General features: G+C 70.1%; 13 protein-coding genes. 8 read left to right on the top strand and 5 right to left on the bottom strand.

Annotation, left to right across the window (positions count from 1 at the left end):
* Positions 1-167: 167 nt before the first annotated feature.
* The 3 genes from AC5R91_RS07915 to AC5R91_RS07905 form a co-directional block, all read right to left on the bottom strand.
* Positions 168-1,646: a FadR/GntR family transcriptional regulator gene (locus AC5R91_RS07915; RefSeq protein WP_495397913.1), complete on the bottom strand. Its 1,479-nt coding sequence runs from the start codon at positions 1,644-1,646 to the stop codon at positions 168-170.
* Positions 1,647-1,768: 122 nt separating this feature from the next.
* Positions 1,769-3,355, bottom strand: a complete 1,587-nt coding sequence (locus AC5R91_RS07910; protein WP_495396496.1) for an AMP-binding protein — start codon at positions 3,353-3,355, stop codon at positions 1,769-1,771.
* Between the two features lie 129 nt (positions 3,356-3,484).
* The gene (locus AC5R91_RS07905; RefSeq protein ID WP_495396494.1) at positions 3,485-3,667 is read right to left on the bottom strand and encodes a hypothetical protein; all 183 of its coding nucleotides are present in this window, start codon (positions 3,665-3,667) and stop codon (positions 3,485-3,487) included.
* 132 nt (positions 3,668-3,799) lie between these two features.
* Here AC5R91_RS07905 and AC5R91_RS07900 point away from each other — a divergent pair, with 132 nt between their 5' ends.
* Positions 3,800-4,948, top strand: coding sequence for a CaiB/BaiF CoA transferase family protein (locus AC5R91_RS07900; protein WP_495396493.1), 1,149 nt, complete (start codon positions 3,800-3,802; stop codon positions 4,946-4,948).
* Between the two features lie 76 nt (positions 4,949-5,024).
* Here AC5R91_RS07900 and AC5R91_RS07895 read toward each other — a convergent pair whose 3' ends face one another.
* Positions 5,025-5,495, bottom strand: coding sequence for a pyridoxamine 5'-phosphate oxidase family protein (locus AC5R91_RS07895; RefSeq protein WP_495396492.1), 471 nt, complete (start codon positions 5,493-5,495; stop codon positions 5,025-5,027).
* A gap of 197 nt (positions 5,496-5,692) precedes the next feature.
* Here AC5R91_RS07895 and AC5R91_RS07890 point away from each other — a divergent pair, with 197 nt between their 5' ends.
* The 3 genes from AC5R91_RS07890 (at position 5,693) to AC5R91_RS07880 (ending at position 7,304) form a co-directional block, all read left to right on the top strand.
* Positions 5,693-5,941, top strand: a complete 249-nt coding sequence (locus tag AC5R91_RS07890; protein WP_495396490.1) for a hypothetical protein — start codon at positions 5,693-5,695, stop codon at positions 5,939-5,941.
* Positions 5,938-6,459: a VOC family protein gene (locus tag AC5R91_RS07885; RefSeq protein ID WP_495396489.1), complete on the top strand. Its 522-nt coding sequence runs from the start codon at positions 5,938-5,940 to the stop codon at positions 6,457-6,459. The genes AC5R91_RS07890 and AC5R91_RS07885 overlap by 4 nt, the downstream gene beginning before the upstream one ends.
* Before the next feature lie 71 nt (positions 6,460-6,530).
* Positions 6,531-7,304: an enoyl-CoA hydratase-related protein gene (locus AC5R91_RS07880; protein ID WP_495396488.1), complete on the top strand. Its 774-nt coding sequence runs from the start codon at positions 6,531-6,533 to the stop codon at positions 7,302-7,304.
* A gap of 9 nt (positions 7,305-7,313) precedes the next feature.
* Here AC5R91_RS07880 and AC5R91_RS07875 read toward each other — a convergent pair whose 3' ends face one another.
* Complete coding sequence (locus AC5R91_RS07875; protein ID WP_495396487.1) at positions 7,314-8,255, bottom strand: alpha/beta hydrolase; 942 nt, start codon at positions 8,253-8,255, stop codon at positions 7,314-7,316.
* Between the two features lie 545 nt (positions 8,256-8,800).
* Here AC5R91_RS07875 and AC5R91_RS07870 point away from each other — a divergent pair.
* The 4 genes from AC5R91_RS07870 (at position 8,801) to AC5R91_RS07855 (ending at position 13,028) form a co-directional block, all read left to right on the top strand.
* On the top strand, positions 8,801-9,613 hold the full coding sequence (locus AC5R91_RS07870; protein ID WP_495396486.1) for an enoyl-CoA hydratase/isomerase family protein: 813 nt from the start codon (positions 8,801-8,803) through the stop codon (positions 9,611-9,613).
* Positions 9,614-9,717: 104 nt separating this feature from the next.
* Positions 9,718-10,965, top strand: coding sequence for an acyl-CoA dehydrogenase family protein (locus AC5R91_RS07865; RefSeq protein WP_495396485.1), 1,248 nt, complete (start codon positions 9,718-9,720; stop codon positions 10,963-10,965).
* Positions 10,962-12,095, top strand: a complete 1,134-nt coding sequence (locus AC5R91_RS07860; RefSeq protein WP_495396483.1) for an acyl-CoA dehydrogenase family protein — start codon at positions 10,962-10,964, stop codon at positions 12,093-12,095. Before AC5R91_RS07865 ends, AC5R91_RS07860 begins: the two co-directional genes overlap by 4 nt.
* 42 nt (positions 12,096-12,137) lie before the next feature.
* The gene (locus AC5R91_RS07855) at positions 12,138-13,028 is read left to right on the top strand and encodes an SDR family oxidoreductase (protein WP_495396481.1); all 891 of its coding nucleotides are present in this window, start codon (positions 12,138-12,140) and stop codon (positions 13,026-13,028) included.
* Positions 13,029-13,034: the final 6 nt, after the last annotated feature.

Below are 13,034 nucleotides of genomic sequence, written 5' to 3'. Positions count from 1 at the left end.
CCAGCAGCCCCGGGTGCACGCGACACTCCGCGCGACCACTACTAATGGTATCCTTTGGATACTCGGCGAGAGATTGCCAGCCCGGGCGGGAGCGGCTGCTACCGCGCCCCGCCCGGTGCCCGGCGGGGCGCGGTCAGACAGCGACCGTCAACGCGGGTGGGGGACTGTCACTGCCACCAGGCGACGAGGGCTTCCAGATGTCGGCGCATCCGGTGCCGGGCGACCGGCAGGTCGCCGGCCAGGACGGCCTCGACGATGCGCTCGTGGACATGGTTGACATTGCTCGCCGCCTCGGCATCGTCGGGGGATGCCGACCTCGTCTGGATCTGCTCGTGGTGGCGGAACCACACCGAGGTGATGATGCCGAGGAACAGGGCCAGGATGGGGTTGCCCGACAGCTCGGCGAGCTGGGTGTGGAGCTCCTGGGAGAGCGTGTTGACCTGATCGAAGGGGGTGTCCGGGCGGACGAGGTGCGCCTCCCGCAGCCGCCGGGCGACCTCCGGGTCGTCGTGGCGGTCGGTGACCGCCTCGAGCGCGCCCATCTCGAGGACCTCACGGACCGCCCAGAGGCCCTCGACGCCGATCTTCTTGTAGTCCAGGTAGATGGCTGTGGTCTCGATGCTGGCGGTCGGGTCGGGCTCGGTCACGACGAGCCCGCCGCCGAGGCCGCGTCGCATCTGGGCGACGGAATGGTATTCGAGCAGCCGCACCGCCTCGCGGAACGCCGCCCGGCTGACGTCCAGGCGGGCCACCAGCTCCGGCTCCAGCCCGAGGACGTCACCTGCCTTGGCGCCGGTGGTGGTGATCTCGGCGATGAGGCGGCGCGCGACGCTTTCGGCGAGCTTCTGCGTGCTGCCGCTGGTCTCGAGCAGGTAGTCGGCCGAGCGCCCGATCGGTCGCTGGCGGGTGGACAGCAGCCACTCGCGCATGGCCTGGAGGTGGCGGCCGACGAGGTGTTCGGCCTGCGCGGCGTTGCCCGCGATGACCGCGTCGACGATCGCCTGGTGCGCGCGGTGCGACGTGGCGGCGAGGGCCTTCGACTCGACGGGCCGTGGCTGGGGAACCTGCGCGTAGCGCGTGGTGAGCTGCGACAGTACGTCGACGAAGATGCGCAGGGCGGCATTGCCGCTGAGTTCGGCGAGCGTGACATGGAGGACGTCGCGCTTGTCGGGGATGTCGACGCCGGAGGACCGCTCCTTACGCAGACTCTCGCGCAGTGCACTGATGCCGTCCTCGGAGAGCCGCTCGGCGGCGAGCCTCGCCGCCAGCGGTTCCAGCAGCAGCCGCACGTCAAGGAGATCCTCGACGGTCGTGCCCACGTACTCGAGATAGATCACGGTGGCTGTTGTCAACGGCCCGGCCTCGGGAGCCCGGATGATGAGGCCACCCGCGCGGCCACGCCGCATGATCGCCACCTCATGGTGCTCGACCAGGCGAATCGCCTCCCGCAGCACCGCCCGGCTGATCCCGTACCGATCGCGCAGTTCGGTCTCGGAGCCGAAGATTTCGCCGACCGGCCAGCCTGCCGCGGCGATGTCCGCCTCTATCCGTGCTGCCACCTGCGTCGCGAGCTTGCGGCGCGGACGCCCCACCGTGACAGCGCGGTCCACGGACGGAGCGGGCGCGTCGGTCCCAGCGATCGTCACGGCGGTCAACGCGGCTCCCAGGAGGTTGCGAAGCCCCCATTCTATCGGGCTACTTTATAGACACCGTGTTGGACGCGACACGCCCGCCGTGGCCGGTCCGAGCGGGCCCTGTCCGCGCAGGCTCAACGCGACGCGGCCGCGATCTGTTCACGCAGGGTGCGCCGGAGAAGCTTGCCGGTAGGGGAGTAGGGCAGCGCGTCCCGGAACTCGATTCCGCGTGGCGCCTTGAACCGGGCGAGCGTCACCGTCGCGAAGCTCAGGATTTCTCCGGCCAGAGTCGGGCCGGCTTCGTGCCCCGGCGCCGCGACGATCACCGCGTGTACCCGCTGCCCCCACTCCGCATCCGGGATGCCTACGACGGCCACGTCCTCCACAGCCGGATGGCGACGTAGCGCCGCCTCGACCTCGGCGGGATAGATGTTGACGGCCCCGGAGAGGATGAGGTCGGTCCGGCGGTCGACGATGTAGAGCCAGCCCTCGGCGTCGATGTAGGCCATGTCGCCGACCGTGTAGTACTCACCGTCATGGTTCACGGCGGTGCCGTCGGGGTCGCCCAGGTACTCGGAGTTCACCCCGTTGGGGTTGCGGATCCACAGGATGCCCGGCTCGCCTGGGGGGAGCTCACGTCCGTTCCCGTCCCGGATCTTCATCCGGGCGCCGTTGCCGTCGTGGCGTCCGACGCTTCCGGGATGGGCCAGCCAGTCGGTCGGGGAGATGGAGGTCCCCCATCCCTCGGAGGCCGCGTAGTACTCCCAGAGGACTGGGCCCAGCCAGTCCATGACCTGTCGCTTGACGTCGACCGGGGTCGCGGCGCCCGCATGGCTGACGACCCGTAGTGTGCTCGTGTCGTAGCGCCGCCGTACCCCCTCGGGGAGCTGGAGCAGACGGTGGAAGTGGATGGGAGCCAGCTGCGCCGTCGTCACCTGGTGGCGTTCGACGAGATGGAGGAACTGCTCGCTGTCCCATGTGCCCGGCAGCAGGACGGTGTGCCCGTGGTGCAGGCCCTGCAGCCCCCAGGAGCCCGGGGCGCCGTGGTAGAGGGGGCCCGTCACCATCGACACCGCGGTCGGGTCATGGCGCATTCCGCGCAGCTCCAGGACGGTGTCGGTGGCGGCGATCGCCTCCTCCGGAGAGACGCTGGCGCTGATCGGCCACGCGACTCCCTTTGGGCGGCCCGTGGTTCCCGACGTGTACAGCAGAAGCTGGGCGTGCACCCGGTCGGCGGGTTCGGTGTCCGGGGCGCCGGTGAGCAGTGCCCCGACCGTGCGGTGATCCCCACTGGCGTGGTCGACGTCGAGCAGTATCAGGTCCGCGGCCTGCCTGCTCAGGATCTCCAGACTGGCGGCGGCCTGGGAGCGGAACAACTCCTCGGCTAACAGGAGCCGACTACCGCTGTTGTCGACGATGAAGGCGATCTCGTCCGCGGTCAGATGGTTGTTCACGGGGACGAGCTGGACCCCGACCTGGCTGGCCCCGAGCGCGAGTTCGAAGAAGTGGACGGTGTTGGCGGTGAGCGCCGCGATCCGGTCTCCGACTCCGATGCCCGCCGCGCGCAGCGCGTGCGACATTCGGTTCGCACTACGGTGCAGATCGGCGTAGGTGGTGGCCCGGCCGTCAGGCTCGATGATCGCGATTCGCCCAGGCTGGAGGCGGGCGTAACGGTAGAAACTGGCGGCGCGAACCACCGCGTCCGGTCCGGGCGGGCACATTGTCGGCGGTCTCCTCGCTAGGGTGTTTGAGGGCACTGAAGGTGCAACCTGCGGCCCGGGTCCTGCGCGGGCGACCGCAGCGGCCAGCGCGGTACTGCCGCTCGGCCACGATGTCGAGGATGGGACGGGTCACCTCCGCTCCTGGGCGGTCGTTCGCGGGTCCCCGGCCTCCGGGCCCAAGACGTCCTGTCCGAGCCCGTCGAGCTCGGACAGGACGCGCTGGACGAGGTCCAGCGCCGCCAGCAGCCCCGCCCATCCGCCCACCCACTCGGTCAGGCGTCTGGCGTCCGCCGTGATCGTGGGGCTGGCCATGCCAGCAGGGTAGGCCCGACGTGTCTGTGACTGTCAATAGTGTCCTTAAAGATTGACAGTGGGACGGAGTAAAGGGCACGGTGAGGCAGGAGCGAGCCTCGTCAACCGGTCCTGTCGAGAGGAAGGGAAGCCGTGGGAGCACTGTCCGGCATCCGGGTCGTCGAGATCGGTTCGATCGGTCCAGGACCGTTCGCCGCGATGATGCTCGCCGACGCGGGCGCCGAGGTCGTCCGCATCGACCGGATCGGCGCCACCCGACCCGACTACGAGGCCGCCCTTGTCCGCGGCCGACGTTCGGTCGCCCTGGATCTGAAGAACCCTGCCGCGGCCGCCGTTGCCCTGCGGCTGATCGAGACCGCCGACGCGCTTATCGAAGGGTTCCGACCCGGCGTGATGGAGCGGCTCGGCCTAGGTCCGAGCGAGTGCCTGGCCCGCAACCGGGCCCTGGTCTACGGCCGGATGACGGGCTGGGGCGCCTCGGGGCCGCTGGCGTCGACGAGTGGCCACGACATCAACTACATCGCGGTGTCCGGCGTGCTCCACGCGATCGGGCCGGCAGGGTCACCGGTACCCCCGCTGAACCTCATAGGCGATTTCGGTGGCGGTGGCATGCTGCTGGCATTTGGGCTTGTCAGTGCACTGTTAAGCGCCCGGGCGACCGGGACAGGTCAGGTCGTCGACGCGGCGATGACCGACGGTTCGGCCCTGCTGGCGGCCAGCACCTACGCGATGCTGGCCACCGGCATGTGGGCCGACGCGCGCGCCTCCAACTCGCTCGATGGCGGCACGCCCCACTACGGCGTCTACGAGACGGCCGACGGCCGGCATGTCGCGATCGGGTCACTGGAACCGCAGTTCTACACAGTGCTCCTCGAACGTCTCGGGCTGGAGGCCGCCCAGCTCCCCCCGCGTGACGACCGGGATCAGTGGCCAGCGCTGCGTGAGCTGTTCGCCACTACCTTCCGGACCCGGACCAGGGACGAGTGGTGCGCCGTCTTCGAGGGTTCGGACGCCTGTTTCGCCCCCGTGCTGTCGCTCACGGAGGCGCCTGAGCATCCGCACAATGTGGCGAGGGAGACGTTCGTACGGCGGGACGGGCGGGTGGAGGTGGCGCCCGCCCCGCGCTTCTCTGCCACCCCGTCCCGGACACCGCCCCCCGCACCCGCCGTCGGCGCTGACACCGTTGCGGTCCTCACCGAGACCGGTTTCAACGCAGACGAGATCGCGAAGTTGGTGGCGACCGGTGCCGTGGCGACCACGACGGGAGGCCCGGCGTCATGAGGATTGACAGCGATGAGGAACCTGACCCGGCGGGTGGTCGTGCGTCCAGCCGGGCCGGGCACGTCCGAGGGGTGGATCAGGGCGAAAGGGTGAGCCGGCGGTTGTCCCAGTTGAGGATGCGCTCGTCGGGAGTGAACCGCACCAGCCGCCGCTGTGCCTGCTCGTATGCGTCGCGGGTGTCGGCCGGCATCGCCGACCGGTCCGTGCGGAACAGCGCGTATTTCCGGTCCAGTTCGTCCTGGACGGCGATCTCGACACCGGTCTCGGCGGTGGATTCGACGCCAGGCGGAGGTTCCAGTATCTCGGCGTGACCGGTGAGGTGCGCGGCCCGCAGATCCGCCCATCTTTCGCCCTGCTCGACGAGGAACGAGGCGCGAGGGTCGCGGCGCAGCCGGGAGAGTTTCTTTCCGCGGGTGAAGAAGTAGATCTTTCGATCGAGTGCGGCATACCACACCGGCATGGCGATGGGTATTCCGTCCGAGCGCAGCGTGATGAAGATGCCGTTGTGCCCCTCGCCCAGGAAGTTCCAGATCTCGTCCGTGCTCATCCGGACGCTCGACGTCGGCCGGGTCATCGCGCCTGCGTGACCTCGGCACGGGTCAGTCGGGTGTTCACCGGGACCGGCACCAGCCCGGCCGTCATCGCGCCCAGTAAGGAGAACATCGAAGCCACCATCATTTAAAAGTATACTATTAGCTCGTGTTGAAAGAGGGAATGCGGAGCGCTGACCGCGCCGAGGTGCCTGTGACGACTCTGTCGCGGCGCACCCGGCCGTCGCCAGATCCAGAGGTGGTGGCGAGGCGCCTCGTGGTCGACCGGCTCGGGTTCGCAGAGGTCCCGCGCTGGCACGGCGGCTCGGGACACGACGCCCACCTGTGGCTCAAGCGCGCTCTGCTCGACCGCGCGTTGTTCGGCTCGTCGTCGTGGCACCGGCACCGGCACCGGGTCGCCGACGCCGTCCTGGCCGGCCCTCCCGTGCCGGTGGCGCCATGACCGACATACCGACCGGAATCGACCTGCCGGCGGTGGGGATCGTCGCGAGTTTCGACCACGTGGCCGTGGCGGCCCCACGGATCCGCGACCTGCTCCCGCTCTACCACGATCTGCTCGGCGGTCGGATTGTCATCGGCGGGGACAACCCCCGCGTCGGCTACCGTGCACTGCAGCTCGCCTTTCCCGACGACCGGCGGGTCGAGCTGATGGAGCCACTGGCGGGGAGCACCTTCTTCGACCGGTTCTTCCAACGCACCGGCGGCGGCGGGATGCACCACGTGACGTTCCTCGTGCCGGACATCCACGAGGCACTGCGCGCGGTCGAGAGCGCCGGACTCACCCCGACCTCGGTGTTCCTCGACAACCCGGACTGGCGCGAGCTGTTCCTCCATCCCAAAGAAACGGCGGGAACACTCGTGCAGCTCGTGCAGGCAAACAAACGGGACCGGCGACCGCCGACGGTCGACGACGTCCTCGAGGGCCGGACCACCGGCGGGACTGGTCAGCCAAGCCCCTGACCACCGACACCACCGACACCGCCGACGGCGGTGGACGGGCGGCCCGCGAGGCCACGTAGTCGAGGAGACGCATGGACCTGGTAGAAACGGTCGTCGCTGGTCAGGTGGCGACGGTGACCTTCTCCCGGCCGCCGGTGAACGCGCTCAACCGGCAGGCGCTGGCGGAGATCGCGCGCACGTTCGAAGGGTTCGCCGACGACCGGCGGGCCACCGTGGCGGTCTTTCGGACGGGAGGCGGGCGGGCGTTCATCGCGGGCGCGGATCTCAAGGAGTTCGAGGAGGACCGGGAGCGCTCTCCGGCAGAGACCGTCGACCGGGGAGCGCTGGCCCGGCGTGCACTCGAAGCCGTCGGTAGCTGCGCCATCCCGGTGATCGCCGCTGTCGACGGGCCCGCGATCGGCGGCGGGCTCTCGTTCGCCGCGGTCAGCGACATCGTGATCGCGAGCGAGCGAGCCAGGTTCGGCGCCACGGAGATCAACGTCGGCCTGCTCGGGGCCAGTGCTCACCTGCGCCGCATGGTGGGTCCGATGCGGGCCCGTGAGATGTACCTGACGGGCCGGGTCGTGAGCGCCCGCGACATGGCGGAGTACGGCGGGATCGCGCGCGTCGTCCCGCACGAGGAGCTCGACAGCACCGTCGACGAGATGGCCAGCGAACTCGCGGCCAAGTCTCCGCTGGCGTTGCGGCTCGCCAAGGAGGCCCTGGACCGGACCGAGTATCTCGAGGTCCACGAGGCCTACCGCGTCGAGCAGGACTACACCAACCGGCTGCTCGGCCTCGAGGACTCCGCTGAGGCCCGGCGCGCCTTCCTGGAGCGCAGACCGCCGGTCTGGCAGTGGAGGTGAGTCCCTCCGTCAGATCCTTGTCTCCGCAGCGCCGGGGGGTGGGGCCGGCTCCGACGAGCGCAGTTGCTGAGCCTGGTACCTGGCCCTGAAGAGGGCCCGCTCCGCGAAGGCCAGCACCCGGCAGTGGTAGGCGCGGGCGGTGGAGGCGAGCGACAGGTTGTGGCCGGAGTCCTGAACCAACAGCGTCTCGACCTCCGCCGCGGACGTCAGAGCCGCTCGAGCGGCGGCGAGCACCGCGGATGCCGGGGCGGTCGTCAGCTCGTGGCCGGCCGCCGCGAACTGGACCGGCACCCGGATCGCACCCAGGAACGCGGGCAGCAGGCTCGGGGCTCGGTGGGCGTCGAGGTACTCGCCGCTGGGGGTCTGCCCGATCAGCGCCCGGCGATGATCGAGGAGCCGTTCGTCCCAGGTGCCCGGCGGCCCGAACCAGGCGCCTGGGTCGGGCCGCGGGCCAGGGGGGCGCCGGATGACCGGGTGCGAGGTGTCGATCTGATCCATCCGGGCGGTCTGCTCGTCGGTGTAGACCAGCGGCACGCCACCGACGGCCAGTCCGATCAGGCCCGACGGCCGGCTACCGGCCGCCATGTGCACCGCGACGATGCCGCCCAGCGAGTGCCCGACCAGCACCACCGGCCCAGACAGGTCGGCGCGTACCGATGACAACGCGGCCTCGACCATCGGGACCTGATCGGCCGCACGCAGCCGCCGGTCGGCGAGCTCGACCGAAGCCCCATAGCCCGGCCGGTCCACCGCGAGGACGCGCCAGCCCAAGGCGGCCCCCAGCCGGAGCAGGGAGGCGTCCGCGTCGACCGGTGAATCCCAGTAGGCGGCTCGCGCTCCGCCACCGTGGAGCGCGAGCAGGACCCCCCTCGGTTGGCCCGTCGGTTCGGCCAGCAGGCCGGAGAGCACCGTCGTGCCGGCGTCGAGCGACACCTCGGCGACCGCTGTCATCGAGCTTTCCTCTTGATCGGATACGGGACGGCACCGCCGCCCTCGGCCATCACGGGCCTGCCAGGCGTTCAGCGGCCGCTACGTTCGCAGCGGTCGAGTCCGGGCCGTGAGGTTGGTCGAGGTACCTCCCTGGTCCCTCTTTTAAGGTGTACTGAAGTCTCCCTTGAGGTGTCGGTCTTGAGTGCTGTTGGCGCTCAGGCCCTGGGGATGCGCGGGAGAGTCGGCAGTTCTGGCTGGCGAGGCAATAAAGGTATACTTTGAGTCTGTGGCGGCGGCCCGGGTACCCATCCTGCACCATCTGCACCGGCGTCGGAGTAGCCGATGACGGACTACCGGACGGCGCTTTGGTGGGAGCGAGTCGACATCCCCCGCCGAGACTCGACCGACCGGTGCGCTGTGAAGCGTCGACCGGTGCGGCGGCGGCCGACGCGGCGTTCGGCGGGACTCGCGCGGGGACCCGGCCGGCAGCCGGCGTCGCGGGCGTGCCGTCCGGTTCTGTCGGTGGCCGCCTCGCCGCTTCGTGGACCAGCACACATGGAGGTGTGATGATCAGGCCAGCAGATCTCTCGGAGCCGTTCGACGACATCCTGTACGAACGTGACGGCCATGTCGCACGGATCACGCTGAACCGTCCGGACCGTGGCAATGCCCTGACCGGCGATATGCACGCGCGGATCCGTGCGATCTGGGACGAGGTGCGCGACGAGCCGGAGATCCGGTGCGCGATCGTCACCGGTACCGGTGAACGCCACTTCTCGACCGGTGCCGACGTCGGCACCGTGGCGGCCACCGGAAGGGTCAGCGCGAGCGACGGGCCGATGTCGGACGAGGTCTTCTGGTCACCCCGCCAGAACCGGGTGTGGAAGCCGGTCATCTGCGCGGTGAACGGGCTCGTGGCGGGTGGCGGCCTGCACCTGGTGGTGGACTCCGACATCGTGGTCGCGGCCGACACCGCCGCGTTCGTCGACACGCACGTCAACGTCGGCATGGTCGGCGCGATCGAGAACATCGGGCTGGCCAGACGGCTGCCCGTGGGTACCGCACTACGGATGACCCTGCAGGGTCGCAAGTATCGGCTGCCGGCTCGCCGGGCCTACGAGCTCGGTCTCGTCGATGAGCTTGTCCCGCCCGCCGAGCTGATGGGTACGGCCGAGGCGATCGCCGCAGACATCGTCCAGAACTCCCCGCACGCGGTGAGCCTGTCCAAGCAGGCGATCTGGGGAGCGCAGGAGATGGGCTACCACAACGCCATGGAGTACGGCTGGGCGCTGCTGCGGATGCACTGGGCGCACCCGGACTTCACCGAGGGCCCCCGGGCGTTCGCCGAGCGGCGTGAACCTAAGTGGACCACGGACTGACAAGGGCCAGGGCCGACAAGGGCCACGGACTGAGCGGAAGAGGCCATGAGACTGTGTGGGAGCGGGTACCGCGTCACTGACGCCGGCACCGGGCACGGCACCCGATGAGTACCGCCGAGACGGCGGACGAGGAGTTCGAGCGGTTCCGTCGGCGGGCCCGTGCATGGTTGGCCGACCAGGCCCCCCGACACGGATGGACGCGGACGGCCCGTAGCAGGCGACGCCGGGGAGACCCGGACGACGCCGTGCTGGTCGAGCGGGGAAGGCAGTGCCAACGGCTGCTGTTCGACAGCGGTTTCGCCGGTATCTCGTGGCCGGCGGAGTACGGCGGGCAGGGGCTCGGCATCCGTGAACAGATCGCGTTCAACGTCGAGTCCGCTGCCTATGACCTGCCGCTCGGCATGTACATCATCGGGCTCGGCATGTGCGGCCCGACGATCCTCGCGGTCGGCACGCAGGAGCAGAAGCGTCGATACATCCCGCCGATGCTGTGCGGCGAGGAGGTGTGGTGCCAGCTCTTCTCCGAGCCTGGCGCCGGCTCGGACGTTGCCGGACTGTCGACCCGGGCGGTGCTCGACGGTGACGCCTGGGTGCTGAACGGGCAGAAGGTGTGGACGTCGGGCGCGCACCACTGCGAGTTCGGGATCGTCATCGCCCGTACCGAACCCGACCTGCCCAAGCACCGGGGCATCACCATGTTCGTGATCGACCTGCGCTCGCCCGGGGTCACGATGCGCCCGATCCACCAGATCGACGGGGGTGCGCACTTCAACGAGGTGTTCTTCGACGACGTGCGGATCCCGGTCGGGAACGTGCTTGGCGGAGTGCACCAGGGCTGGCTGGCGGCCACGACCACGCTCGCCAACGAGCGCGTCTCCCTCGGCGCCGTGCGCACGCTCGACGACGTGCCCTCGGCGGCGACCCTGATCGACCGTGCGCGCGAGCTGGGCCGCGCGGACGACCCGGTGCTGCGACAGCAGCTGGTGGAGCTCTGGATCTCCGAACGCACCGTCGGCCTGCTCGGGGAGCGGATCACCGCGGCGATCCTGCGCGGCGCCACCCCGGGCCCGGAGGGCTCGGTTGCCAAGCTCGTCCGCACCGACTACTCGCGGCGCTCCGCGGCGCTCGGCACGGCGATGGCCGGGCCGATGAGCACGGCGTGGGCACCGGGCACCGAGGCGGACGATCTGTGGGCTGAGACGCTGCTGTTCGTGCCGTCGCTGTCGATCGCCGGTGGCACCGACGAGGTGCTGCGCAACATCATCGGGGAGCGGGTGCTCGGGCTGCCGAAGGAACCGCAGGTGGACCGCGACGTCCCGTTCCGTGAGCTGGCCAGGAGGACGGCCCGATGAGCCTGACGTTCGACACCGAGCAGGATGCCCTGCGGCGTTCGGTCCGCCAGTACCTGACCGAGTCCTCCTCGACGGCCGAGGTCCGTCGCCTGATGGAGACCCCCGAGAGGCTCGACCGCGCGGCCTGGAGCCGGATGGCGGGCGAGCTGGGCCTGCACGGCCTGGCCATTCCCGAGGAGTACGGCGGGGCTGGCTTCGGTCCCGTCGAGCAGGTCGTGGTTTTCGAGGAGATGGGCCGGTCGCTGCTGTGCGCGCCGTTCTTCGGCTCCGTCGCGCTCGCGGCGAACGGCCTGCTGGCCGCGGGAGACGAGGCCGCCGCGAAGGATCTGCTCCCCGGCATCGCCGACGGCTCCACGATCGCGTCGCTGGCCTTCACCGAGGATGACGGGCGGTGGGAGCCTGGCGCGACGACCCTGCGCGCCGAGCGACGCGAGGGCGCCAGCATCGCCGCGGGCGACTTCATCCTGACAGGGCACAAGAACTACGTGATCGACGGAACTGCCGCCGATCTCTTCCTGGTCGTCGGCCGCGTCGCGGACGGCCTGACGCTGTTCGCCGTCGAGGCGGGTGCGCCAGGTCTCATCCGCACTCCGCTGGAGACGCTCGACCGCACCCGCGGGCAGGTCAGGCTCCAATTCGACGCGACGCCCGCGCGCCGGGTCGGAGTGGAAGGCGAGGCCGGCGCGATCCTCGGACGTGTCCTTGACCTCGCCTCGAGCCTGCTCGCGGTCGAGCAGGTCGGCGGCGCGCAGGCCTGCCTGGACATGACCGTGGAGTACGCGAAGATTCGTACCCAGTTCGGGCGGAGGATCGGCAGCTTCCAGGCGGTCAAGCACCGGTGTGCCGACATGCTCGTCGCGGTGGAGTCGGCCCGGTCGGCCGCCTACCAGGCAGGTTGGGCCGCCGCGAACGCTCCCGAGGAGCTTCCGGTGGCCGCGGCGATGGCGAAGGCCGTGGCCTCGGAGGCATACGTCTTCTGCGCGACCGAGACCATTCAGCTGCACGGCGGGATCGGTTTCGCCTGGGAGCACGACGCCCACCTCTACTACCGGCGGGCGCATTCGAGTGCGTTGGTCCTCGGCGACGCCACGTACCAGCGACAGCTGCTCGCCCGTCGGCTCGGGATCTAGACAACGTCTGTTCGGGCGAAGCTGCGAGAGGGAGACAGATCGATGGGTGCACTGGACGGGCGGGTCGCCATCATCACCGGCGCCGGCCGCGGTATCGGGCGCGAGCATGCGCTGCTGTTCGCGAGCGAGGGCGCCAGCGTCGTGGTGAATGACCTCGGGGGTGCCGCGGATGGGTCGGGTGCGGACGCCGGACCCGCCCAGCAGGTGGTGGACGAGATCCGCGCGGCGGGCGGTGAGGCGGTCGCGAACGGCGACGACGTCACCGACGCCGAGGGTGCGCAGCGGCTCGTCCAGTCCGCTCTGGACGCGTTCGGTGAGCTGCATGTGCTGGTCAACAACGCCGGCATCCTGCGGGACCGGCAGCTGGTCAACATGTCCGACGAGGAGTGGGACGACGTCATCCGGGTCCATCTGCGTGGGCATTTCATGCCGTTGCGGGCGGCCGCGCGCTACTGGCGGGAGGCGGCGAAGGCGGGTAAGGGCCTGCGTCCCTCGGTGATCAACACCTCGTCGACCTCCGGCCTGTTCGGCAACTTCGGGCAGACGAACTACGGCGCGGCGAAGTCGGGTATCGCCACGCTGACCTCCATCGCGCAGCTTGAGCTCGAACGTTACGGCGTCCGGCTCAACGCGATCTGCCCGGCCGCGCGCACCCGGCTCACCCAGGGCCTCACCGGTGAGGACGGAGCCGGTGCCGGCGTCTTCGACGTGAACGACCCGGCGAACATCTCGCCGTTCGTCGCGTATCTCGCGACCGAGGACTGTCCCATCAACGGCCGGTCGTTCTTCGTGCACGGCGGGGCGGTCCATCTGTTCCAGCCCTGGGCGATCATCGACAGGATCGAGACGGACCACCGGTGGACCCTCGACGAGCTCCAGAAAGAGGGGCCGCGGCTGGCCGAGGTGCCGTTCTCCCTCGGTCGGCCCTGGTAGAAGGGC

The sequence above is a fragment of the Frankia sp. BMG5.60 genome, from assembly GCF_059428125.1.
The sequence above is the reverse complement of the archived record's forward strand: the minus strand, read 5'-3'. Positions and strand labels throughout refer to the sequence as shown.